This window comes from Shewanella inventionis (assembly GCF_019931735.1).
Classification (GTDB): Bacteria; Pseudomonadota; Gammaproteobacteria; order Enterobacterales; family Shewanellaceae; genus Shewanella; species Shewanella inventionis.
The window spans coordinates 108,686-131,980 of sequence record NZ_CP082926.1 but is presented as its reverse complement, the minus strand read 5'-3'; the positions used below and the strand labels follow the sequence as shown (position 1 = coordinate 131,980).

Here is a 23,295-nt window from a genome sequence, read left to right as displayed (position 1 = left end):
TCAATGATTATTATGCCAAAGCTAGTCTGTATCTAAGCTGATAAAAATAATGCCAGCCTAATGTCATACTGCGGCATAGCATAAACACAGACATTGCCGCCCATAAGCTGTGATTCCCCCATGTTTGTAATAAGTACCAGCACGGGAAATACACTCCAAAGGTAGCAATAATCATACTGTTACGCATAATCTGGCCTTGTGCTGCGCCAATATATACTCCGTCAAATAGATAGCAGCCGAATGCTAAAATGGGCATAAAGATTAGCCAAATAAGATACTGGTTTGCTGCTTGTTGTACAGGTTCTACATTGGTGAGCAATTGAATGATTTCACCTCCTGCGCCCCAAAATAACAGGCTAAACAACACGGCAATTGCAGCCGACCAATAAAAGGCAAGATGAACACTATCTTGAAGTAATACTTGGTTTTTTTGTCCAAATGCTCGGCCAACTTCAGCTTCGGCATAATAGGCAATTCCGTCGAGGGCATATGAGATCAGCATTAACAGATTAAGTAATACCGCATTAGCCGCAATGATGTTGTCGCCTAACCCTGCGCCATGGAATGTCATAAAGCTAAACGCCGCTTGTAAGCACAAACTACGAATAAAAATGTCACGATTTAGCGACAATAAGCGGCTAAAACCGCGCAAGGATAATTGGCTAAGACTGCGTGTTAAATGAACGTCGCCCATTTTAGTCAATTGGCGTTTAACCATAATAAAAGCAACAGAAAAGGCGCAAATATCGGCAATAACAGAGGCAAGCGCTGCGCCTTGTACATCCCATTGAAAACCAATAACAAACACTACATCGAGAATAATATTGGCGCCATTGGCGATGATCAGTTGCCACATGGCGGCTTTAGGAGCTTGGCGGCCGAGTAACCAGCCTAATAATACTAAATTGACTAAGGCAAACGGCAGGGACCAAATACGAATATCGACATATTGACGACAGTAAAATATGACTTGTTCACTTGCATCACTAAGGCTTAATGCAAAATTTACGATGGGAGACTGCAACATCACGCAGGCAAACCCCAGTGTTAATGCTAAGATACAACCTTGTAACAATAATTGTTGCTGAGTTATTCTATCGTTTGCTCCGTAAGCTTGGGCAACGAGTCCGGTTGTCGACATTCTTAAAAATCCGAGCAACCAAATCATCAAGGTGATAATTGTGCTGCCTAGCGCAACCCCACCAAGATAATAAGCTTGACCTAAATGGCCTATTACTGCGGTATCTACTAACCCCAAAAGTGGGATAGTGATATTCGACAGTATCATTGGTGTCGCTAATGCCAATAATTGACGATGCTTATGGCGATTTAATAGTAATGCGCTAACTGACATAGGTATGAGTAATCATGGTTAAAAAAATCGTTTTAGGCTTGATGGTTATCTGTTTTAGTTTTATTCACCTTAACGCTAACGCGGTGGTGATTTTGCAATATCATCATGTATCTGACAGTACGCCCAAAAGCACGAGCGTGACTCCCGCTCAATTTACCGAGCAAATGCAGTATTTAGTAGACAATAACTTTACTGTGATGTCGTTAACGGATGCCGTTGATGCCATTAAGAATAACACGGCAATTGCCAATAACAGCATTGTGATCACCTTTGATGATGCATACGAAAGCATCATTGAAAATGCTGCGCCCATTTTAGCATCGCATCACTTTCCTTTTACGGTATTTGTGTCGCCTGCGCCAATTATTGCAGGCTATGACGGCATGATGAGCTGGGACGAGATTAAAACGTTAGCCAAACAAGGCGCTACGGTTGCAAACCACAGTTGGGGGCATGAACATTTAATCCGTCGTCTACCTAAAGAAACCTCAGAACAATGGCATGATAGGGTTGAAAATAATATTTTATCAACCGAGGCGGAATTACTAAAGCACACTGGCCAAAGCGTGAAGTTTTTTGCTTATCCTTATGGTGAGTATACCGCAGCGTTAGAGGCTATTTTAGTTAAGCATGGCTTTGTAGGTTTTGGGCAGCAATCTGGCGCTGCTGGTGAGTATTCGTCTATCACTGCGTTGCCGCGTTTCCCGGTGGCAAATGCTTATGCCGATTTATCTAGCTTAACGGTGAAATTTTCAAGCTTGCCGATGCCAGTGTTAAAGCAGAATATCAGTGAGCCTGTGTTAACCTCTGACAAATTTAGACCTAAGTTAGTCGTTACCTTAGACACTTCTGATTTATATCCACATCAATTGATGTGCTTTATTCAAGGCCAGGGCGCAAAAAAACCAATTTGGCTCGAAGAAGATACCTTTAGCATTCAGGCTACTGCTGATATGGCGCCAGGTCGTTCAAGATATAATTGCACCGTGCCCAGTAAAACCCGTACAGGCTATTACTGGTTTTCGCAAATGTGGATTCGGCCTAAAGATGATGGCAAGTGGCCACAAGAGTAAGCCTATTGCGATGATCAAAATAGATTGTTAGTGCCAAGCGCTAACAATCTTATCCACATCGCTAATCAATTCGTTATTGATAATTTGCGGCAGTTGCCCAGGAGCGGGCTTAGTTTTAAACACGGCAGTTTTCTCGCCTCGAGGGGACACCAACACATACGAAGCACTGTGGTCTACCTGATAGTCACTGTCTTCACCGACCATGGCATAAACAAACCCTAAGTCACGACTAAACGGAAATAGTGCAGCGTGCTCTGCACTGACCGCTTTGAACTCTTTATTGAAAAAGTTAATGTAATCGAGGCGCTTAATTTGCGTGTCTCGTTTAGGGTCGGCTGACACAAATACCACCTGAAATGAATCAGATATTTTTTGCAACTCAGGGTATGCCGCTGCGAGTTTGTTGAGTGTTGTTGGGCACACATCAGGGCAGGCAGTATAGCCAATAAAAAATAAACTCCACTTACCCTGTAAAGACTGATTAGTAAATTGATTACCGTATTGATCTTCAAGGGTAAAAGGTGCCAATGCTCTAGGGGTTTCAAATACATAGCTGGTGGCCAAATCAAGTGGCCGTTGTTGGGTCATTTGATAGGCCATAACTCCGGCAGCCAGCAATATGAATACACCTGCAGCAATACGTTTTTTCAATGCAAAATCCTTTCTATGCAACCCAAAAATAATGATCGACCAATAGCACAATAAATAACACCATCAAATGGTAGATTGAAAAGGTAAACACCTTCATCGCCAAGCCTGGATAGTCATGGTATTTAAGTTGCCACGCTTTATAAATAAACCCGCAACTAAGAATCGTTGAACCGACTAAATATACCGGCCCGCACATACCAACTAACACCGGCAATAAGCAGGCAATGGCCAGTAAAATAGTGTATAGCAAAATACAGGTTTTGGTAAATTCTACCCCATGGGTAACGGGGAGCATAGGAATGTCGACTTTGGCGTATTCTTTACGGCGATGTATCGCTAACGCCCAAAAGTGCGGTGGGGTCCAGGTAAAGATAATAATCACTAACAGTAAGGCATAACCATGTAACTCGTTAGTGACAGCGGTCCAGCCAAGTAGCGGTGGCATTGCGCCGGCTAACCCGCCAATGACAATATTTTGCGACGTTGCGCGTTTAAGATAAGCGGTATACACAAGGGCATAACCGATTAGGCTGGCAAATGTGAGCCAGGCGGTGAGTGGATTAACCAAGGTATACAATACGACAAAACCAACGAGCCCTAGCATAACGGCAAACACCGCGGCTTTGGTGGTGGAGACTTTACCCTTAGGGAGTGGTCTATTGTAAGTGCGCGCCATTAAGGCATCAATTTTACGGTCGATTAAGTGATTAAAAGCTGCAGCTGCACCGGCCATCATGGCAATCCCTGCCATTCCTGCTACGAGCGGCTGCAATGGCACTATTCCTGGCACCGCTAGGCACATGCCCACTAACACCGTGAGTAGCATTAAGGCAACCACTTTGGGTTTGGTCATTTCAAAATAGGCTCGCCAAGACAAAGATAATTTTTGTTGTGGTTGGCTTAGGGTAAGAGGTTTTGTCATGGTCAATCCTCGCTTATGCTTTACGCCACAGGGCGTAATTAATAAAGACTAAGTTGAGCAGTAAAAATGCTGCCCCTGCGTTGTGGGAGACCGCAATACCTAAGGGTAAATTCATTACCACATTACTGATCCCAAGGCCGACTTGCACTATGACTAACAGCAGTAATAAATAGCCGCTGTTACGCATGATTTGCGAATGCGAATAACGTAATTTTAATGCAAGCCAAATTAACATGACGGCGGTGACGACAGCCCAAATGCGATGAGTAATATGAATTGTCATCCGCGTTGGGTAGTCCAATACGCCATATTCAAAACTGGGGTGTTCACCTTGAAAGGGCGAAAATGCATCGGCAAAACGGAGGTTATCAACCCAGTTGCCTTCGCAAATGGGTAATGTTGTGCAGGCGAGTGCGGCGTAATTTGATGATGTCCAACCGCCTAACATAATCTGCACCACCAACACGCCTAAACACACTAATGCTAATGGCATAAGTTTACGTGCTTGATTGTCGCCGTTGGGGATCCGCAGCGGCTTAAGGCGTAAATACAGTAGTAACAGTAAGGCAAATAAGCTAAAGCCGCCGATAAGGTGTGCCATCACTACAATTGGCATAAGCTTCATGGTGACTGTCCACATACCGAGAGCGGCTTGAAAGATAATGAGTATGGCAATAAAGCTGGGTAATTTTTTAGGCGCCTGCGGCTGCTTAAGGCACAAAATAAGAATCGCTAATACCATTAACCCTAATGTGCCAGCTATGTAGCGGTGGATCATTTCAAGCCAGGCTTTTTCTGGCTCAATAGTCATCTCTGGGAAATGCTGCTCTACTTTTGCCAGTTCATGGCTTGCGCTGGGTACAGCTAAATGACCATAGCACCCCGGCCAGTCAGGACAACCTAATCCAGCATCTGATAGGCGGGTGTAGGCACCCATTAAAATCACCGCAAGGGTGAATACTAAGGTGAACTTAATAAGCCTTTTTACTGCCATTAGCCAACCCTCGATAATTTAAGCATTTTGCGTAAATCGGCAATCATGGCTTTGCCTTGTGCTATGTTGGCATCGCGTCCGGCAACTTGGTTATATTGCATTATTAAGCTACCAAGTGGGTCGACAATCACTAATTGTTGTTGCGTTAATAAGTCTGCTAGGGCTTTATTGGCAGTGACCTGTTCAAAAGCCATGTTTAAGTTGTTGAGTGTGCGAGTATCGCTATCATGGTTAATTAATATGATAGGTACCACTCTGTCGCGATCTTTACCCAAAGCGATATAACTTTGGTGCAGCACATATAATTGGTCCTGACATGTTTGTTCGCAGCGTTTTGGCAACAAGTACAGCATTTGCCATGTGTGCGGCTTGGGATTGGGCATGGCTAAATTTGAGTAGTTAATATCACTAGGTAGCAATATTCCTTTATTTGTGGCACCACCGTTGTAAAGATCAAAGCTTAATACTAGCTTAGCGACGGCAATGGGTAACACAAATACCGCCAGCAATATGAGTAATGCGTTATTCTTTTTTTTAGGTTGGGAGTTCATTGTATCTCCTCGTATCGTTTTAATTTTAGTGTGTTACGGTTGTTATTGATGTCTAAATTGCCTTAAGGCGACCCAGATCATCAGCCCTAAAAATACTGCTGCCATGGTGAACCATTGCAATGCGTAGCCTTGATGTTTTTGCGCCGACAGCGGAATGGGTACCCAAGGTTGCGGCAGTGAGTATTGCGGTACGCTGTCGGGCTGTAATACCGCTGCGGCAATGTCATGGTGTAGTAGTTTTGCTAACGCTGGCATGGCTAAATTTTGAAACCGTATAGGTTTATCAACTTGCATTTCTGGGTGGAGTCCGTCACTTAATGGATTGGCTTGTTTTTGATATACCCGACCTGTTAATTGATATTGTCCTGCTGTGATAGGCGTTAACGCTGGCAATATTTGACGATCTTTACCTGCAGATACGAATCCTAACTCCACTAGAATCCATGGGCTATCGGGTGTAACTTCAAATAATTGGTAGGCAAGGTACCCAACCTGACCTTGATACACCTGATTATCGAGTAGTAATAAGGGTTGCTTTACAGGGGTTGCATTTATCGACAAGCGATAGCCCGTCAGTAAAGCGGCTTCTTCAGCATCTGTTGGTTCAGTTTGGGTTAGTGACAGCAATTGCGTGTAGTTGATGGCGGCTTGCTGCTCTCGTAAAACTAAAGTTTGTTGCCATTGTTGTTTAAACTCCGCGCGTGATAGTTGCCAAAACCCTAACTTGACCAAAAGGGTAAACACGACCAAAGTAATCAATACCAATAACACCCGAGACACACTCACTCCACCAAAAGGATTGCCCGTGACAACACCATTGATCGTTAAGTTAGTTTTAGTCTCGTTGCTCGTATTCATAATTTTTAACCTGGGTAGAGCTTTGTTTATTATGGTTAAAGGACAGCATCAGCAATCAATGAGTCAGTATTTAGGTCGTCGTGTTTTATTTTCTGTGGTGGTTATTGTGGTACTGCTGGTGGCCTTAGGGTTGGGCTATATTCAACCCAACACTCGGCCTTATTAATCTGCAATTACAACACGTACACAAAAATAAATAAGCATAACCACACCACATCGACAAAGTGCCAATACCAACTACCGGCTTGAAAAGCAAAATGCTTGTCTGGGGAAAAATGGCCTTTGATAATTCTGAGCAACAAAATAATCAAAAATAGGGTGCCTATGGTGACGTGCATGCCATGGAAACCCGTGAGCAAGAAAAAGGTGTTGCCGTAAACGCCCGAGGTGAGTGTGAGGCCCATTTCTTGGTAAGCATGGCTGTATTCTTCTACCTGTAAGGCAAGAAACGCCGCGCCTAGTATCACCGTTAAACTGAGCCAAATAATTAATGGTTTACGCTTGGCTTTTTCTAAACTGACATGTGCAAAGTGTAAGGTGACTGAAGATGTCAGTAAGATAATGGTGTTAATGAGTGGTAAGCCTGTCCATGGCATGGCTTCGGTTGTGGTGCCATCTGGGGTTTTAAGTAGCGGCCATGCGGCTTCAAATGCTGGCCATAATACTTCCTGGGTCATGGCATTGTTTGACGCGCCACCTAACCAGGGTACTGAAATCATACGTGCATAGAATAAAGCGCCAAAAAATGCGCCGAAAAACATTATCTCAGAAAAAATAAACCAGCTCATGCCTTGTCTAAACGACCGGTCCATTTGTGGTGAGTATAAGCCTGCCATTGACTCGTCAATGACAGTTTTAAACCAGCCAAATATCATGAAAATTATCACTGCAATACCGGCTAATAATATGTAACCGCCAGAGGTTTTTTCAGTGGCTAGTTGTTGAATATAATTACCCGCGCCAAAGGCAATTAAAAATAAACCAATGGCGCCAATAATAGGCCAACCACTTTGGGCTGGTACGTAATAAGTTTGATGCTTTGTTGTCATCTTGCTGCTCCTTGCTTTGCCGATACCGCTTGTTTGTCGGTGATATCGTAAAGGGTATAAGAGAGAGTCAAAGTATTAATGGACGCGGGTAAATCAGCGTCCACATAAAATATCAGTGGTAGTTCAGCGCTTGCGTCAGCGGCGAGAGGTTGTTGATTAAAGCAAAAGCACTCTGTTTTGTTAAAATATGCCGCGCCTTGACCAGGCGAAACCGATGGAATTGCCTGGCCAATAATATTTTTTGCCGACAGGTTTTTAACTTCAAATTTAGCATGGGTTAGCTCACCAGGGTGAACGGTGATTTGGTTCACTTTAGGCGAAAATTCCCATGGCATACCCGATTGCACCTGGGTAACAAATTCAATGGTCACTGTGCGTTTTTTATCAACAACTACCGAGTCATAAGTGCTGGCGCTATTTTGGGTTTTGCCGTTAATTCCCAAGGTGTCGCACAGCACGTCATAAAGCGGTACCAAGGCAAAACCAAACCCAAACATGCCTATAGAACCTAAAATAAGCATGGTGAGTAATTTACGGTTTGATTTTTGCGTTGGGCTCATATCACTTAATCTCCGGTGGGGTAGTAAATGAGTGATAAGGCGCAGGGCTAGGAATTGACCATTCTAAGCCATCGGCGGCTTGCCAAGGATTGTCTCCCGCAGGCTTACCACCCTTAATGCACTTAAGAACGACCGCTAGAAAGATCAATTGTGATAAGCCAAAAGCAAAGCCGCCTATGGAGACAATTTGATTAACGTCAGCAAATTGAATCGCATAGTCAGGTATACGGCGTGGCATTCCGGCTAAACCTAAAAAGTGCATCGGGAAAAACAACACATTTACCGATATTACCGAGCACCAAAAGTGCCATTTTCCTAAGGTTTCGCTGTACATATTGCCAGTCCATTTTGGCAGCCAGTAATACGCTGCTGCCATAATGGAGAAAATGGCACCCGTCACCAGTACATAATGGAAATGAGCTACCACAAAATAGGTGTCATGGTATTGGAAATCCGCCGGGGTAATGGCGAGCATCAATCCAGAAAACCCACCAATAGTGAATAAAATGATAAAGGCGACAGCAAATAACATTGGAGTTTCAAAGGTCATAGAGCCTCGCCACATTGTGGCAACCCAGTTAAACACTTTTACCCCTGTCGGCACCGCTATGAGCATGGTGCAATACATGAAAAACAGCTCAGCAAATACCGGCATACCGGTAGTAAACATATGGTGTGCCCAAACCAAAAATGACAAAATAGCAATACTTGCAGTTGCATAAACCATTGACGAATAGCCAAATAATGGCTTACGACTAAAGGTAGGTACAATTGCTGAGATAATGCCAAAAGACGGCAAAATCATGATGTACACTTCTGGGTGCCCAAAGAACCAAAAAATATGTTGGAACATCACAGGATCGCCACCACCTGCAGCATCAAAAAAGCTAGTACCAAAAAACTTATCGGTCAGTACCATGGTTACGACACCTGCAAGTACTGGCATTACGGCAATGAGTAAAAATGCCGTGATTAACCAGGTCCATACAAATAGTGGTAGTTTCATCCATGTCATGCCGGGCGCGCGCATATTGACAATGGTAACCACCACGTTAATTGCGCCCATAATTGAGCTAATACCCATAATATGGATAGAAAAGACAAATAATGCTGTTGAATCAGGGCTGTAAGTCGTTGATAACGGTGCGTAGAATGTCCAGCCAAAGTTGGGGCCGCCGCCTTCCATAAATAATGAAGCCAGCAATATGGTGAAGGCGAAAGGTAAAATCCAAAAGCTCCAGTTATTCATTCGCGGCAGTGCCATATCAGGGGCACCAATCATCATAGGAATTAACCAGTTGGCTAAACCGGTAAAGGCCGGCATAACGGCTCCAAACACCATAATTAATCCATGAACCGTAGTCATTTGATTAAAAAAGTTTGGTTCAACTAACTGTAATCCGGGTTGAAATAGTTCGGCGCGTATGACCATAGCCATGGCACCACCGGTTAAAAACATAATGAAACTAAACCATAAATACAGAGTGCCTATGTCTTTGTGGTTAGTGGTTAGTACCCAGCGCATAAGCCCTTTAGGGGCACCGTGGTGATGCTCATCATGCGCATTGTCGAGTGTATCGTGCGTTGTTGTGCTCATTGGTTTTCCCCTACTGTCCATGGCTTGCGACATCGGCAGGTTGCACTGCCTCGCCAGAATTATTACCCCATGCATTACGCTCATAGGTAATCACCGCAGCCATTTGTTGAGGGCTGAGCTGACTACTAAATGCCTGCATTGCAGTGCCCGGTTTACCGTGCATAACAATATCGATATGCCCGCTAACCGGTCCTGTTATTAAAGGACTGCCAATGAGTGAGGGGAAAGCGCCAGGTAAACCTGCGCCAGTAGGTTGGTGACACGCTGCACAGGTTGTAGCATAAACTTGTTCACCTTCTGCCATGAGCTGTTCCATGGTGAGAGTGGGTAAGTCTTTTGGCTCTACCACTTGCGCTATCACTTCTTCGGCCTGGTTGACTGTTTCGGTTAGCGCATCAGTGACAGAATTAGTAACCGCAGTTGCCGTGTCGGCGACCTGTGTTGTAACAGGCTCAGACACCGCCGCACCACTATTTAAAAATTGGCCAACATCTGCTGTTTGCACGGCATCGCCACTGTTATTACCCCACGCATTACGCTCATAGGTAATAACTGCGGCAATTTCTTGTGCAGATAGCTGTTTGGCAAAGGCTTGCATTGCTGTACCGGGTTTACCGTTGATCACTATATCAAGGTGACCTTGCACAGGGCCTTTAATCATTGGGCTACCAATAAGTGATGGAAATACACCAGGAAGGCCTGCTCCATTAGGTTGGTGACACGCTGCACAGCGGGCAAGGTATACTTGCTCACCTTGCTGATTTAATTCTGCAAGTGATAAGGTTTGTGACATGGAGGCAGCCGCTGCTGCGGCTTCGGTTTCGGCAAGTTGTTTTTGTTCTACTAGCCAGTTTTCAAAGTCCGCTTCAGACAGTGCATTAACCACAATGGGCATAAACCCATGGTCTTTGCCGCACAGTTCTGCACATTGGCCGCGGTAAATGCCGGGCTTGTCGATACGTGTCCAGGCTTCGTTAATAAAACCTGGGTTAGCGTCTTTTTTCACGGCAAATGCGGGCACCCACCAAGAGTGAATTACATCATCTGAAGTCATCAAAAAGCGGACTTTTCGGTTTATCGGCAACACTAATGGTTTATCTACTTCAAGTAGGTAATTTTCACCTTTGGTTTGGTCGCCATCGATTTGCTCTCTTGGCGTTGAAAGTGTGCTGTAAAATTCGATATCTTTATCGAAATAACTGTAATGCCATTTCCATTGCGACCCGGTAATTTTAATGGTCAGATCAGCATTGCTAGGATCTTCCATTGCAATTAAGGTTTTGGTGGCAGGAATTGCCATCGCAATTAAGATGATAAATGGAATGACTGTCCAGGCAATTTCTACTTTAGTACTTTCGTGAAAATTGGCCGCAACAGCGCCTTTTGATTTGCGGTGATAGATCATTGAGTAAATCATGATCCCAAATACCACTAACCCAATTGCACAACAGATATATAAAATAGTCATATGGAGGTCGTAAACCCTACCACTGATATCTGTCACACCTTGAGTCATGTTGAGGGGCATTTCTGCTGCCCCTAACGGGAGTGCTAACAGCACTACCAATAAACAATACCACCTTTGCTTCACAAGACTTCTCCTCTGCTAATTGCAAACCGCAATTACAAAGAAGAGTCACACAGTAAGTCTCTGCTCTATGCAAACTCTTCGATTCCCAAAAAAGTTTGATGACTTCAAAGTACACTGGTGGTTGTAGACATTTAAGCCTATGCATTTATTGTTAGCTGAACACCACACCTGTACCTACGACTGAACTAATCAATTTATGTTGACGTGTTCCCATCGATGGCTATTGTGTCGGCCAATACACGTCATATTAAGGATAGACAATGTTTCATCCTTGTTAACAACATTACTTGTAGATCAAACTTTGATCAAGATCACTTTGTTCGCTAATCGTCTGAAAAAATGTAAAAAAAAGCCCTGAATTGAATGCAGGGCTTGGTGTTTATGGGTTCGTTGTTAATGAAATGCTGAAAAATTACTTGAAGCTGTTGTCATCGAAGGATTAACCATTTGGTGCTTTTCTTGTGAGTGAGTATTCACATCTTCGATTACAACTCCTAATGCTCGGGCACTTTTAGCAACGATTTCTAAACGGCGGCTGTCACGGGCATCTAATGAGCTGGTCCAGGTTATAACCGCACTTGACGTGCCACTGGTTAGCGCTTTTTCCATGGCCCATAAGGTTTCGACTTCATCTTTAGTGTGCACTAATAAAATACGGTCCATTCTTACGCCAGCGCTAGCAAGCATATGCTTATAGCCAATGTGTGGTGGACTAATGAGTACAATCCAGCGTCCTTGTTGGCTCAAGCTAGCTAATTGGCTGCACAACTGACCCAATTCAGACTCACCTTGAGTCACGGTTTGTAATGTTTGAATGGTTTGGCTGCCGTACATATCAGCTTCGGTTAAATCGACCCATAAGCCTGGGTGGCGTGGGGCTGTGCCCATTAGTTTATTCATAACCAATCTCCATTACGGATAACGCCAACTGCAAGCCCTTCAATGGTTAGGCTTTGGCAACTTAAGTCTACTTTAATTGGGTTATAGGCTTCGTTTTCAGCATGTAGATACACCACATTGCCTTTTTTCTCGAAACGTTTAACCGTAACATCGTCTTCAACGCGGGCCACAACAACCTGGCCATTTCGTGCTTGCTGCATTTTATGTACGGCCAGTAAATCACCTTCTAAAATGCCAATATCTTTCATACTGTCACCACGAACCCGTAATAAAAAATCAGCGGCAGGTTTAAACATGCTTGGGTCAACTTGATAATATTGCTCAACATGTTCTTGCGCTAAAATAGGCTCGCCTGCAGCCACTTGGCCAATAAGCGGTAAGCCAGATTCTTGTTCGTCTTCTTGGGGTAATCTGATCCCCCTAGAAGTGCCAGGCATGATCTCGATAAAGCCTTTTTTGGCTAATGCTTTTAAATGCTCTTCGGCAGCATTTGCACTTTTAAACCCAAGACGGTTGGCAATTTCAGCGCGAGTCGGTGGCATACCGGTTTCGGCGATATTGTTTTTAATTAGGTCTAAAATTTCTGCTTGGCGTGGCGTTAACGGTCTCATGATGATTCCTGTCTTTTTATACAGTGACTGTCATTATATACAGTGTTTTTGTTCGCGCAAGTATTAACCAACTGTTTTTTATTCTTTGCTAGCAGTTATGCTGTTATCCATATGTTTTGTAAGTGTTTTATTGGTTTTATTATTTGAGAACTGTCATTGGCGATAGTTCACAAAGTAAAGATAAAACAGCCAGATAGTGTAACAAGGGTGGTTTCTGGTATCCTATGCAGCAATATTACAGTGGCTTATATTGCGAAATTAACCATGTCAAAACCAAATTCAATATTTTTACGGACATTAAAATGGGTGCAAAAATGGATGGTGCATACCATTGTTGTGCCGCATGACCCATTTGATGATCTTAATTTAGACCCGACTAAGCCACTGGTTTATGTCATGAAAACAGAGTCAATTAGTGATGCTGCGGCTTTAAGCGAAATCACCGAAGGCTTTGGTATGCCTAGCCCATATGAGCCTTTAATCGTCGATGGATTAAAAGTACCGCGTATTGTTTGCCTTGAGGGACGTAAACCTCTTTTTGGCAAACGCGAAAGTGGCGAAAAGTTTATCAATTGTTTTATCAGCTTACTGGCACTTCATCGTCAGCGTCCGGATTTAGACATTCAGCTGGTGCCTGTTAGCTTATATTGGGGGCGCACACCCGGCAAAGAAGACGACAGCATGAAAGCGGCTGTTTTTGAGCGTGAAAGCCCTACGTGGTTACGTAAATGGCTAATGATTTTGTTTTTAGGTCGCCATAACTTTGTGCAGTTTTCTAATGCATTATCATTGCGTTATATGGCCGATGAACATGGTTCCGATAAGCGTATAGCTCATAAGCTCACCCGAGTTGCTCGGGTGCATTTTAGTCGCCAACGTAAAGTGATGACCGGCCCGCAATTACCCAATAGACAGATGTTTTTTGCTTCGTTACTTAAGTCGGATTCAATTAAAAAAGCCATTGAAGAAGAAGCTGTTAGTAAAAAAGTGTCGCCAGAAAAAGCGCGCGAAACAGCCATTGAGTATTTAGATGAAATTGCCGCAGATTATTCTGACAGCTTAGTCCGTATTGCAGAACGCTTTTTAACTTGGTTGTGGAACAAATTATACAGTGGTATCAACATTAAAGGTGCTGAACAAATTCGTCAGCTCCATCATGATGGCCATGAAATTGTCTACGTGCCTTGTCATCGTAGTCACATGGACTACTTATTACTGTCATACATTTTGTATTACCAGGGCATGGTGCCACCGCATATTGCAGCGGGGATTAATCTAAACTTTTGGCCTGCTGGCCCTATGTTCCGCCGAGGTGGGGCGTTTTTTATTCGTCGCAGCTTTAATGGTAATAAGCTTTACACCGCAGTATTTCGTGAATATTTGGACCAATTATTTGCTAAAGGTTACTCGGTTGAATACTTCACCGAAGGTGGCCGTTCGCGTACTGGGCGTTTACTTGCGCCTAAAACCGGCATGTTAGCCATGACCATCAATAGCGTACTGCGCGGAATTGAACGCCCTGTAACCCTAGTGCCTGTGTATTTAGGGTATGACCATGTTATGGAAGTGGCAACCTATCACAAAGAGCTCAGCGGTAAGAAAAAGCAAAAAGAGTCTGTTTGGCAAGTGTTTGGCGCTATTCGTAAATTAGGTAATTTTGGCCAAGGTTATGTTAATTTTGGTGAGCCTATTAACTTACAAAATTTTTTAAACCAACAAGCACCAGATTGGCGTGAAGAAGTGGCCAACGACCCCGAGCAAAAACCAACCTGGTTTACACCGTCTGTTAATTTGCTGGCTAATCGCGTGATGACCAATATTAACGGGGCTGCTGCTGCCAGTTCAGTTACCTTAACCAGCTTAGTGTTGCTTGCTTCTGAGCGTAATGCATTAGAGCGCAGCTTGTTAGAGCGTCAATTAGATTTGTATTTAGCATTGCTTAAAGCAGTACCTTATACCAATTATGCTTCGGTTGCCGAAGGCGATGGTAAAACCATTGTTGATCATTGTTTATCGCTCAATAAGTTTGTTAGCACCAAAGATGCGATTGGTGAGATTATTTCTGTTGATGAAAAAATTGCCATCACCATGAGCTATTATCGTAACAATATCATTCATTTAATGGCTGTGCCGTCATTGGTCGCTAGCTGTTTGGTGCAATATGATATTTGCGACCGTAATACAATACATGCCGTTGTTAAGGACTTTTATCCTTTACTTAAAGCTGAGTTATTTATGGGTATTGAAGATGTGCAGCAACATGTCGACAGTATTTTAGACTTTATGGTGGACCAAGGTTTACTCAGTGGCGACACGCAATTTGAAGTCAATCCCAACTACACTGCGCAATTATTATTAATGGCTGAAACCATCAGTGAAACGTTACAGCGTTATGCCATTATCTTTAACTTACTGGCAATTAAGCCTGATTTAGAGCGCTCAGAACTCGAAACCGACAGCCACTTATTGGCCCAGCGTTTAGGTGCATTGCATGGTATTACTGCGCCAGAGTTTTACGATAAAAAACTCTACAATACCCTAAGCGTTAAGCTTAAAGAATTAGGGTATCTATGCAGTGTTGAACACCGCGCAGAAGTGATTCGAATTCGTGATCATGCTAATCAATTATTAAGCTCAGCAGTTAGACAAACCATTGTTGATAGTGTGCACGCGGAGCATGGACAATAATGGCTAATCATATGAATGCGGCAAAGCACCGTCCACAAAGTAAATCTTTATTGGGCGGCGCCATGATTATTGCCGGTACGACTGTAGGTGCAGGCATGTTTTCACTGCCGGTTGTGGGTGCTGGCATGTGGTTTGGTTATTCTATGGCCATGCTACTAGGTGTTTGGTTTTGCATGTTAATGTCGGGATTATTATTACTTGAAGCTAACTTGCATTTTGAGCCCGGCGCCAGTTTTGATACGTTAACCCGTGAAACATTAGGCCAATTTTGGCGAGTGATTAACGGCGTATCCATTGCGTTTGTATTGTACATTTTAACCTACGCCTACATCAGTGGTGGTGGTTCAATCGTTAATCATAGCTTGTCAGCGCTTGGTGTAACTTTACCTCAAAGTGTTGCTGGTTTAGTCTTTGCTGCTGTGTTGGCGTTTATCGTTTTAATTAGCACTAAAGCGGTTGACCGTATTACCACCATTATGCTCGGTGGTATGGTGATTACCTTCTTTTTAGCGATTGGCAATTTACTGATTGAAATCGATACCACTAAATTACTTTCGCCAGATGGTGAAACCCGTTATCTACCGTATTTATTTGCTGCAATCCCTTTTGGATTAGCCAGCTTTGGTTATCACGGTAATGTGCCGAGTCTAGTGAAATATTACGGTAAAGATGCCAGCACCATAGTTAAAGCACTGCTAGTTGGCACGTCTATCGCCTTAGTTATCTATGTATGTTGGCTTATCGCGACCATGGGAAATATTCCTCGTGGTCAATTTACCGATGTTATTGCTAAAGGTGGCAATATTGGCGTGTTGGTTGAGGCGTTGTCAGGGGCGATGGCGAGTCAATGGTTAAATAGCATGCTGACCTTATTTGCTAACCTAGCGGTAGCGTCATCATTTTTAGGGGTCACCTTAGGGTTATTTGACTACCTGGCTGATTTATTTGGCTTTGATGATTCTCGTGCTGGGCGAATGAAAACCGCTGCAATCACGTTTATACCGCCAACGATTTTAGGTTTGTTATTTCCAAATGGTTTTATTATCGCCATTGGGTTTGCCGCACTAGCCGCAACGGTTTGGGCCGTGATTGTGCCAGCGTTATTAGCGTATAAAGTGCGTCAATTGTATCCTGACTCTACAGGTTTTAAAGTGCCTGGTGGTACGCCATTAATCGTTGTCGTTGTGCTGTTTGGTATTATCACTGCAACCTGCCATCTATTGGCTATGGCTGATATTCTGCCGGTATTTAAATAATCTGATTTAATAGCACATTATTTTTAAAGCCTTCGTTTGAAGGCTTTTTGCTTTTTGGGTGATATCAACTTAACTTATAAGCATCACAGTCACAGGATAACTACAATGAAAGTACAACAATATCAACAAGGACAACCATGCTGGCTTGAGCTGGCGACACACGATTGGGCAGCAGGTAAAGCGTTTTACCAAGCGCTATTTGGTTGGGTCGCAGACGATATGCCTATGCCAGAAGGTCACTACACTATGTTGCAAATAGATGGTGATGATATTGGTGCCATGTATCCCATGCCAGACAATATGAAATCCTTGCCGACACACTGGACAGTATACTTTGCTGTTGATGATGTCTCTGTATCGGCTGAGTTGGTCAAAAAAGGCGGCGGGCAAGTGATAGCTGGGCCACACGCCGTTGGTGATGCAGGCTCTATGGCGTTATGTACCGACCCCGAAGGTAGCCGTTTTGCACTGTGGCAGGGGCAAGATCATATTGGTATTAAACGTGCTCAAGAGCCAAATACCTTATGCTGGGTTGAGTTAGCGTGTCGAAATAGTGATGCTGCTAAAACGTTTTATGGTGAGGTGTTAGGCTATCACACAAAATTAGCAGACATGGCCGATTTTGAGTACACCGAATGGTATGTGGGCGAGCAAGCGATTGGTGGCATGATGGAGATGACCGAAGAGTGGGGCGACGCACCTTCGCATTGGATGAACTATTTTGCCGTTGAAGATTGTGATGCCTCAGTGGCTAAGGCGAATAGCCTGGGTGCGACTGTGTGCGTACCGGCTACCGATATCCCTAATGTGGGCCGTTTTTCGGTGCTTAATGATCCACAAGGCGGTTTTTTCTCGATTATTTCGCTGTTGGATCCAGCGGCATAAACATCTAACACCTCGCATTTAGGTCATTATTTGAACTCACACTAACAATCGATGTCACAGTGATTAGCAATACACAAGGAATACACCCAAGGATGAATTTATGACTCAAGAAACGACTCAAGCCGCATTAGCGCGAATTAATCGCAGTATGCTGATGGTGGCTATTATCGATTTTCCTGGCACCTTATTGTTTGGCTTAGGGCTTTACGGCATTTTTGCCGGCTTTGATGAAGGCTTTTTACCTATGCTGGCTCACCCAATGATCATCAATGCAATGTTGGTTATTGGTGGCGCGATTATGGCGTGGGGAATGTTTAGGATGATGGGGTTGGCGCGTGAAAAGCAAAGGATCACTCAATAATGCAAAAGCCGCTTTTATGATCAACTTTGTTATCGAGTCTGGTGTTGTCTAGTTTGCTGTTGCTAACGGCCTGTAGTGGTACTTCGTCCTATCGTTTAGGCAATGCTGGCAATGCAGACGATAATAAAAATGATACAGAGTATATGATACTCAATCTGCCTCGGGCCATTTTAGCCAGCGATCCATGCAAACACGGTCATCCAGATGACATCGCGGCATGCCGTAAGAAGAAACAAGATGAAGCGGATCATCTTATTGAGTCACTTGGGCGTAACTAACCGAACTAACCTCAGCTTAACTTAGGTTTAAACGTGACAATAAAAATCCCAAACAATGTTTTGTTTGGGATTTTTGCTTTTGGCGTCTGCTAATGTTTAAGCGGGCAGCCGTCTGCCATAAATCAGCAAGTAAATCGCCGGGATCACAAATAGCGATAATAAGGGAGCTGTGACCATACCGCCAACCATTGGCGCGGCAATTTTTTGCATGACATCGTTACCTGTGCCGCTGCCCCACATAATGGGTAATAATCCGAAAAAGATGGTGGCAACCGTCATGGCTTTTGGTCGTATGCGCATTACTGCACCTTCCATAAGCGCAGCGGTTAAATCGGCTTTGGTTTGATAACGGTCCTCTCGTTTATACGCGGCAATGCTGTTATTGAGATACACCTGCATCACTACCCCAAACTCAGCGGCAACACCGGCCAGGGCTATCATGCCAACCGACACAGCAACCGAAAAATTAAACTCGAGTGAATAAAGTAACCAAGCACTGCCAACCAGTGAAAAAGGTAAACTGAGCATAATCACTAATGCTTGTGTCATGGAGTTAAAGGTCATCATTAATAAGATAAAAATTACCGCCACCATTAACGGGATCACCAGGGTCATTTTAGCTTCAACCCGTTGCATATACTCATATTGCCCAGCAAAGCTGTAGCTGTAACGTGCAGGTAAGTTAATTTGCTCATCGAGCGCGGCTTGTGCCTGAGCAATGTACTCGCCAATTGAGATATCTGTTAAGTCGACAAATACCCATGAGATAAGGCGACCATTCTCGCTAGCGAGCATTGGCGCACCATCGCTAATGGTGAGTTCTGCTAGGTAACTTAAGGGTAAATATTTACCGGTTTTAGTGAGCACGGGTAGGTCTTTTAGTTTTTCAATGTTGTCGCGCAGTTCCCTTGGGTAACGAATGTTAATTGGGTAGCGTTCCTGGCCTTGGATCGACTCGCCGATCGTCATGCCGCCAATGGCAATCTGCACCACATCTTGAATGTCTTTGAGTGTCATTCCATAGCGGGCAGCATTTTTTAAGTTAGGAGTTATATCAATATAACGGCCACCGCTGCTGCGTTGGGCAAACGCCGATAAGGTACCGGGTAATTGGCTAACCACGGCTTCTATTTCACTGCCAATTCGTTGCAGTTCCTCAACGTTTGAACCTGATATTTTGATTCCAACAGGGGTTCTTACGCCAGTGGACAACATATCTATACGGGTTTTAATCGGTTGTACCCAGGCATTGGTCATACCCGGTATACGCACGGTTTTTTGCAGCTCGGCAATAATGCTTTCTAAGGTCACCCCAGGGCGCCACTCGCTTGTGGGTTTAAGCATTATCGTGGTTTCGAGCATGGTTAATGGCGCAGGATCGGTTGCGGTTTTTGCTCGGCCGACTTTGCCAAATACCCGTTTAACTTCAGGTACGGTTTTTATCAGCCTGTCGGTTTGCTGTAAAATCTCCGCCGCCTTGCCCGCACTCACGCCTGGCAATGTGGTGGGCATATACAGTAGGTCACCTTCTTCTAGCGTCGGCATAAATTCAGAGCCCATTTTTGTCAGTGGGTAATAGGCGCTGAGCAAGGCCGCGAGAGCCATCACTATGGTGATTTTTGGAAAACGTAATACCCACTTTAATAAGGGTTGATATAGAGCAATGAGAACACGACTGAGCGGATTTTTACGCTCATCGGGGATCTTTCCACGTACAAAATAGCCCATTAAAACCGGAATTAAGGTGATGGCCAATATGGCCGATGCGGCCATGGCAAAGGTTTTGGTAAACGCTAATGGATGAAATAAACGGCCTTCTTGTGCCTCGAGTGCAAACACGGGCGTAAAGCTTAAGGTAATAATTAATAAACTAAAAAACAGTGCAGGCCCGACTTCAACAGAGGCATCTTTTACCAGTTGCCAATGTGCTTCACCCTCTGGGGCACAACCATGTTGCTGGCGGTAGTGCTCTAAATGCTTGTGAGTGTTTTCTACCATCACAATAGATGCATCAACTACCGCACCAATGGCGATGGCAATCCCGCCTAGGCTCATAATGTTGGCGTTCACCCCGATAAAGTGCATGGCAATAAAGCTAATTAAAATTGAAATGGGTAAGGTGATAATAGCAACGAGCGTTGAGCGGGCATGTAATAGAAACAGTAAGCAAATTAAGCCCACGACAAACATTTCTTCTAATACTTTATGCTTGAGATTGTCGACTGAACGCACAATAAGATCAGAACGGTCGTAAGTAATGACTAACTCGACACCGTCAGGCAGGCCATTGCTGATTTGTTCGAGCTTGAGTTTGATATTGTTAATGGTTTCAAGGGCGTTTTCGCCATAGCGCATCACCACAATGCCGCCAACAACTTCGCCTTGGCCATCAAGCTCTGCAATACCGCGTCTTGCTGCTGGGCCAGTGCGTAATTCTGCCACGTCTTTCATTAAAATTGGCGTGCCAGTTTCAGACAAAATACCCAAGGGAATTTCTGCAAATTCGGCAATGGTTTGGCGATAACCACTAGAGGTGATCATGTATTCGGCTTCGGCCATTTCAATCACCGAGCCACCCGTTGAACTATTGGAGTTATCGAGGGCGTTTTTAATGGTCATTAAATCAATTTGATATAACGCCAGTTTGTGTGGGTCGACCACAATTTGGTAGGTTTGCTCCATGCCCCCAACGGTAGCCACTTCAGACACGCCAGCCACACTTTGCAGCTCAAGTTTTAAAAACCAGTCTTGTAGAGAGCGTAATTGCGCTAAATCGTATTGGCCTTTGCGATCAACAAGCGCATATTGAAAAATCCAGCCGACACCAGATGCATCTGGGCCTAAACTCGGCGTTACACCAGCAGGCAGTTGATCTTGGGTTTGCGAAAGGTATTCAAGCACCCTTGAGCGAGCCCAATAAATGTCGGTGCCGTCCTCAAAAATCACATACACAAACGAGTCGCCAAACATGGAGAATCCACGTACGGTTTTTGCCCCCGGAACTGCCAACATGGCCGACGACAATGGGTAGGTGATTTGATCTTCTACCAATTGTGGCGCTTGGCCCGGATAGCTGGTTTTCACAATCACCTGTACGTCAGATAAATCGGGCAACGCATCAAGCGGTGTGGTGCGCATGGCCTGATAACCTACCAGCGCAATGATGGCGGTAAGCAGCAGCACCATGATGCGATTTTTAATTGAAGCATTGATAATTTGCGCTAGCATAACAAGGCTCCTTAGTGCTGATGGGTATCGTTAGCAGATGGTGTATTGGTGCTACTTAAACGCTGAAGACTGCCTTGAATACTGGCTTCTGAGTCGAGTAGAAATTGTCCTGATACTACGACTTTGTCATGCTCGTTTAAGCCCTGAAGGATCTCAGCTTTACCTTGGGTCATCATGCCGACTTTTACCGGAACAGAAGCAAAGCTGGTGTCATTACGTTGCACTACTACGCGGTTTTCTCTACCCGTTAAAATCAACGCCTCAGTGGGAACTGTAAGTACATTGTCTTTAGGTTGGCCATGTAATGTGACGTCTACTAATGTCCCTGGCCTTAGTTTGTCTTGTGTGTTGTGTAACTCAATTCTAACTCGCATTGCGCGAGTGACAGGGTCTAACTCTGGGTAGACATAATCAATGGTTGAATCAATATCAAACAAGCCTTGTGCAGCTGCGCTTACGCTAACTTTGCGGCCTTCTGATAACCAGCTTTGCTCGTTTTCAAACACGTCTGCTATTACCCATACACTGTCTAAATTGACGATTTCAAACAAGGTGTCACCCGGTTGAATATACATGCCATGACGTATGGTAAGCTCACTTACAAATCCACTTTGTGGAGCGTAAAATGGCACGCGATACACCGTTTCCCCAGTGGTTTCTAGACGCTTAATTACCGCGTTATCAACCCCCAACAGCTCTAAACGTTTACGTGCTTTACTGAGTAATATGCTGCCACGGTTTTTGTCCTGTTTAAGGTAATCCAGCGCCTGGGAGTAATCGTCTTGAGCATTGACCAGTTCAGGTGAATACAGCTCATAGAGTAACTGCCCTTTTTTTACCTGTTGGCCAACGTTATGCACCATTAGCGTTTCAATCCAGCCGGTTGCTCGAGTATGCACATGGCCAATGGTATTTTCATTATATTGTACCGTGCCAATGGTATTCACCTGACGGGATAAACTGCCTTTAGCCACCACATGGCTGCGCATGCCGAGTGCTTGTTGCATGCCGCCAGATACACCTACGACTATTTCTTGATTTGCTTCACCAACCACAACTTTCTCTAAATTCATTCCGCAAATAGGGCAACTTCCAGGAGCATCAGAGATAACATGAGGGTGCATGGGGCAGATGTATTTGGTGGTTTCATTACTGCTGGTATCTGCAATAGAAAGCGCCTTTTTAGACGGTTTGAGCGAGCTAATGGGTTGCTCAAATACCTTTTTAGCTGCTGGGGTCATTTGCTTACTATCCATTGCTGGTTCAGCATCGATGTCTTTTTCTATTAAAAACATGCCGCATTTAGGACAGCTGCCCGGCTCATGGCTGGTGACCTCTGGGTGCATGGGACAGTAGTAATTGTGCTGCTGATGCTCATGGTTTTGAGCGGCTTCATCAGAATGTGATGTCGCCGAATCGGTCTCTTTTTCTATTAAAAACATGCCACATTTTGGGCAGCTGCCCGGCTCATGGCTGGTGACTTCTGGGTGCATAGGGCAATAGTAATTAGCCGCATGTGTTGCTGGAGTTAAATGGGTTTTTGCATGAGTGACTGACTTAGCTTCAACATCATTTGCATTGGATTCTTTTTCAATCAAAAACATACCGCATATTGGGCAGCTACCAGGCTCATTGCTGGTGACTTCAGGATGCATAGGGCAATAGTAGGCGTGTTGATGTTGCTCATGGGGTGTTGATTCGCCTGCGGCCAGTGTTGGCGCAGAAGTGAAATAACCCAATAAGCAGGCAGTTGCTAATAACGCAACGAAAAGAGTGTGTTTCATTTTAACCTCACATCATGGCAGAGCGCGGAGCAGAAAATAACGTTATAACTTGCTCATACTCAAAAACCATAGGTATTGTAAAAGTAGCATTGATTTCGCCAGCA

21 protein-coding genes are annotated in these 23,295 nt (G+C 44.3%); 7 read left to right on the top strand and 14 right to left on the bottom strand.

Going from position 1 to position 23,295, the window contains the following annotated elements:
- Positions 1-10: 10 nt before the first annotated feature.
- Complete coding sequence (locus K8B83_RS00645; RefSeq protein WP_188735925.1) at positions 11-1,354, bottom strand: MATE family efflux transporter; 1,344 nt, start codon at positions 1,352-1,354, stop codon at positions 11-13.
- Positions 1,355-1,368: 14 nt separating this feature from the next.
- Here K8B83_RS00645 and K8B83_RS00640 point away from each other — a divergent pair, with 14 nt between their 5' ends.
- Positions 1,369-2,427 (top strand): polysaccharide deacetylase family protein, encoded by a 1,059-nt coding sequence (locus K8B83_RS00640; RefSeq protein ID WP_188735923.1) that lies wholly within the window; start codon positions 1,369-1,371, stop codon positions 2,425-2,427.
- A 27-nt stretch (positions 2,428-2,454) separates the two neighbouring features.
- On the opposite strand, the gene K8B83_RS00635 is transcribed toward K8B83_RS00640, so the two are convergent.
- From K8B83_RS00635 to K8B83_RS00615, 5 genes are read right to left on the bottom strand one after another with little or no spacing between them, the layout of a single operon-like run.
- Positions 2,455-3,078 carry an SCO family protein gene (locus K8B83_RS00635; RefSeq protein ID WP_373284843.1) on the bottom strand — a complete coding sequence of 208 codons (624 nt, stop codon included), beginning with the start codon at positions 3,076-3,078 and terminating at the stop codon, positions 2,455-2,457.
- 13 nt (positions 3,079-3,091) lie between these two features.
- The gene (gene cyoE, locus K8B83_RS00630) at positions 3,092-4,000 is read right to left on the bottom strand and encodes a heme o synthase (RefSeq protein WP_188735921.1); all 909 of its coding nucleotides are present in this window, start codon (positions 3,998-4,000) and stop codon (positions 3,092-3,094) included.
- Between the two features lie 13 nt (positions 4,001-4,013).
- Positions 4,014-4,994, bottom strand: a complete 981-nt coding sequence (locus K8B83_RS00625) for a COX15/CtaA family protein (protein ID WP_188735919.1) — start codon at positions 4,992-4,994, stop codon at positions 4,014-4,016.
- Complete coding sequence (locus K8B83_RS00620) at positions 4,994-5,545, bottom strand: hypothetical protein (RefSeq protein ID WP_188735917.1); 552 nt, start codon at positions 5,543-5,545, stop codon at positions 4,994-4,996. Before K8B83_RS00620 ends, K8B83_RS00625 begins: the two co-directional genes overlap by 1 nt.
- Before the next feature lie 42 nt (positions 5,546-5,587).
- Positions 5,588-6,403, bottom strand: coding sequence for an SURF1 family protein (locus K8B83_RS00615; protein ID WP_188735915.1), 816 nt, complete (start codon positions 6,401-6,403; stop codon positions 5,588-5,590).
- Here K8B83_RS00615 and K8B83_RS00610 point away from each other — a divergent pair.
- Entirely contained in the window at positions 6,351-6,569 is a 219-nt protein-coding gene (locus K8B83_RS00610; protein ID WP_223418933.1) for a DUF2909 domain-containing protein, read from the top strand. The two genes, K8B83_RS00615 and K8B83_RS00610, sit on opposite strands and share 53 nt — an antisense overlap.
- A 7-nt stretch (positions 6,570-6,576) precedes the next feature.
- On the opposite strand, the gene K8B83_RS00605 is transcribed toward K8B83_RS00610, so the two are convergent.
- The 6 genes from K8B83_RS00605 to lexA all read right to left on the bottom strand — a co-directional run bounded on the left by K8B83_RS00605 (position 6,577) and on the right by lexA (position 12,711).
- A complete protein-coding gene (locus K8B83_RS00605) occupies positions 6,577-7,452 on the bottom strand; it encodes a cytochrome c oxidase subunit 3 (RefSeq protein WP_188735913.1) in 876 nt (291 codons plus the stop codon).
- Positions 7,449-8,012, bottom strand: coding sequence for a cytochrome c oxidase assembly protein (locus tag K8B83_RS00600; protein WP_188735911.1), 564 nt, complete (start codon positions 8,010-8,012; stop codon positions 7,449-7,451). Before K8B83_RS00600 ends, K8B83_RS00605 begins: the two co-directional genes overlap by 4 nt.
- Before the next feature lies 1 nt (position 8,013).
- Complete coding sequence (ctaD, locus tag K8B83_RS00595; protein WP_188735910.1) at positions 8,014-9,609, bottom strand: cytochrome c oxidase subunit I; 1,596 nt, start codon at positions 9,607-9,609, stop codon at positions 8,014-8,016.
- Between the two features lie 10 nt (positions 9,610-9,619).
- On the bottom strand, positions 9,620-11,200 hold the full coding sequence (gene coxB, locus K8B83_RS00590; protein WP_188735908.1) for a cytochrome c oxidase subunit II: 1,581 nt from the start codon (positions 11,198-11,200) through the stop codon (positions 9,620-9,622).
- Between the two features lie 393 nt (positions 11,201-11,593).
- Positions 11,594-12,100: a cell division inhibitor SulA gene (locus tag K8B83_RS00585; protein ID WP_188735907.1), complete on the bottom strand. Its 507-nt coding sequence runs from the start codon at positions 12,098-12,100 to the stop codon at positions 11,594-11,596.
- Positions 12,097-12,711 carry a transcriptional repressor LexA gene (gene lexA / locus K8B83_RS00580; protein WP_188735905.1) on the bottom strand — a complete coding sequence of 205 codons (615 nt, stop codon included), beginning with the start codon at positions 12,709-12,711 and terminating at the stop codon, positions 12,097-12,099. The genes K8B83_RS00585 and lexA overlap by 4 nt, the downstream gene beginning before the upstream one ends.
- A gap of 264 nt (positions 12,712-12,975) precedes the next feature.
- Between lexA and plsB the strand changes: the two genes are divergently transcribed.
- The 5 genes from plsB (at position 12,976) to K8B83_RS00555 (ending at position 18,179) form a co-directional block, all read left to right on the top strand.
- Positions 12,976-15,399 carry a glycerol-3-phosphate 1-O-acyltransferase PlsB gene (gene plsB / locus K8B83_RS00575; protein ID WP_223418931.1) on the top strand — a complete coding sequence of 808 codons (2,424 nt, stop codon included), beginning with the start codon at positions 12,976-12,978 and terminating at the stop codon, positions 15,397-15,399.
- A complete protein-coding gene (gene mtr, locus K8B83_RS00570) occupies positions 15,399-16,655 on the top strand; it encodes a tryptophan permease (protein WP_188735900.1) in 1,257 nt (418 codons plus the stop codon). Before plsB ends, mtr begins: the two co-directional genes overlap by 1 nt.
- A 105-nt stretch (positions 16,656-16,760) precedes the next feature.
- Complete coding sequence (locus tag K8B83_RS00565; protein WP_223418929.1) at positions 16,761-17,540, top strand: VOC family protein; 780 nt, start codon at positions 16,761-16,763, stop codon at positions 17,538-17,540.
- A 100-nt stretch (positions 17,541-17,640) separates the two neighbouring features.
- Positions 17,641-17,901, top strand: coding sequence for a tetraspanin family protein (locus K8B83_RS00560; RefSeq protein WP_188735897.1), 261 nt, complete (start codon positions 17,641-17,643; stop codon positions 17,899-17,901).
- A 26-nt stretch (positions 17,902-17,927) separates the two neighbouring features.
- The gene (locus K8B83_RS00555; protein ID WP_223418927.1) at positions 17,928-18,179 is read left to right on the top strand and encodes a hypothetical protein; all 252 of its coding nucleotides are present in this window, start codon (positions 17,928-17,930) and stop codon (positions 18,177-18,179) included.
- Positions 18,180-18,275: 96 nt separating this feature from the next.
- Here K8B83_RS00555 and K8B83_RS00550 read toward each other — a convergent pair whose 3' ends face one another.
- On the bottom strand, positions 18,276-21,407 hold the full coding sequence (locus tag K8B83_RS00550) for an efflux RND transporter permease subunit (RefSeq protein WP_223418926.1): 3,132 nt from the start codon (positions 21,405-21,407) through the stop codon (positions 18,276-18,278).
- 11 nt (positions 21,408-21,418) lie between these two features.
- Positions 21,419-23,191 (bottom strand): efflux RND transporter periplasmic adaptor subunit, encoded by a 1,773-nt coding sequence (locus tag K8B83_RS00545; RefSeq protein WP_223418924.1) that lies wholly within the window; start codon positions 23,189-23,191, stop codon positions 21,419-21,421.
- Positions 23,192-23,295: the final 104 nt, after the last annotated feature.

What these genes read in the sequence shown, in the direction of transcription:
- K8B83_RS00645 (WP_188735925.1), bottom strand. Translation starts at nt 1,354, where the DNA reads ATGTCAGTTAGCGCATTACTATTAAATCGCCATAAGCATCGTCAATTA.
- K8B83_RS00640 (WP_188735923.1), top strand. Translation starts at nt 1,369, where the DNA reads ATGGTTAAAAAAATCGTTTTAGGCTTGATGGTTATCTGTTTTAGTTTT.
- cyoE (WP_188735921.1), bottom strand. Translation starts at nt 4,000, where the DNA reads ATGACAAAACCTCTTACCCTAAGCCAACCACAACAAAAATTATCTTTG.
- K8B83_RS00625 (WP_188735919.1), bottom strand. Translation starts at nt 4,994, where the DNA reads ATGGCAGTAAAAAGGCTTATTAAGTTCACCTTAGTATTCACCCTTGCG.
- K8B83_RS00620 (WP_188735917.1), bottom strand. Translation starts at nt 5,545, where the DNA reads ATGAACTCCCAACCTAAAAAAAAGAATAACGCATTACTCATATTGCTG.
- K8B83_RS00615 (WP_188735915.1), bottom strand. Translation starts at nt 6,403, where the DNA reads ATGAATACGAGCAACGAGACTAAAACTAACTTAACGATCAATGGTGTT.
- K8B83_RS00605 (WP_188735913.1), bottom strand. Translation starts at nt 7,452, where the DNA reads ATGACAACAAAGCATCAAACTTATTACGTACCAGCCCAAAGTGGTTGG.
- K8B83_RS00600 (WP_188735911.1), bottom strand. Translation starts at nt 8,012, where the DNA reads ATGAGCCCAACGCAAAAATCAAACCGTAAATTACTCACCATGCTTATT.
- ctaD (WP_188735910.1), bottom strand. Translation starts at nt 9,609, where the DNA reads ATGAGCACAACAACGCACGATACACTCGACAATGCGCATGATGAGCAT.
- K8B83_RS00585 (WP_188735907.1), bottom strand. Translation starts at nt 12,100, where the DNA reads ATGAATAAACTAATGGGCACAGCCCCACGCCACCCAGGCTTATGGGTC.
- lexA (WP_188735905.1), bottom strand. Translation starts at nt 12,711, where the DNA reads ATGAGACCGTTAACGCCACGCCAAGCAGAAATTTTAGACCTAATTAAA.
- plsB (WP_223418931.1), top strand. Translation starts at nt 12,976, where the DNA reads ATGTCAAAACCAAATTCAATATTTTTACGGACATTAAAATGGGTGCAA.
- mtr (WP_188735900.1), top strand. Translation starts at nt 15,399, where the DNA reads ATGGCTAATCATATGAATGCGGCAAAGCACCGTCCACAAAGTAAATCT.
- K8B83_RS00565 (WP_223418929.1), top strand. Translation starts at nt 16,761, where the DNA reads ATGAAAGTACAACAATATCAACAAGGACAACCATGCTGGCTTGAGCTG.
- K8B83_RS00560 (WP_188735897.1), top strand. Translation starts at nt 17,641, where the DNA reads ATGACTCAAGAAACGACTCAAGCCGCATTAGCGCGAATTAATCGCAGT.
- K8B83_RS00550 (WP_223418926.1), bottom strand. Translation starts at nt 21,407, where the DNA reads ATGCTAGCGCAAATTATCAATGCTTCAATTAAAAATCGCATCATGGTG.
- K8B83_RS00545 (WP_223418924.1), bottom strand. Translation starts at nt 23,191, where the DNA reads ATGAAACACACTCTTTTCGTTGCGTTATTAGCAACTGCCTGCTTATTG.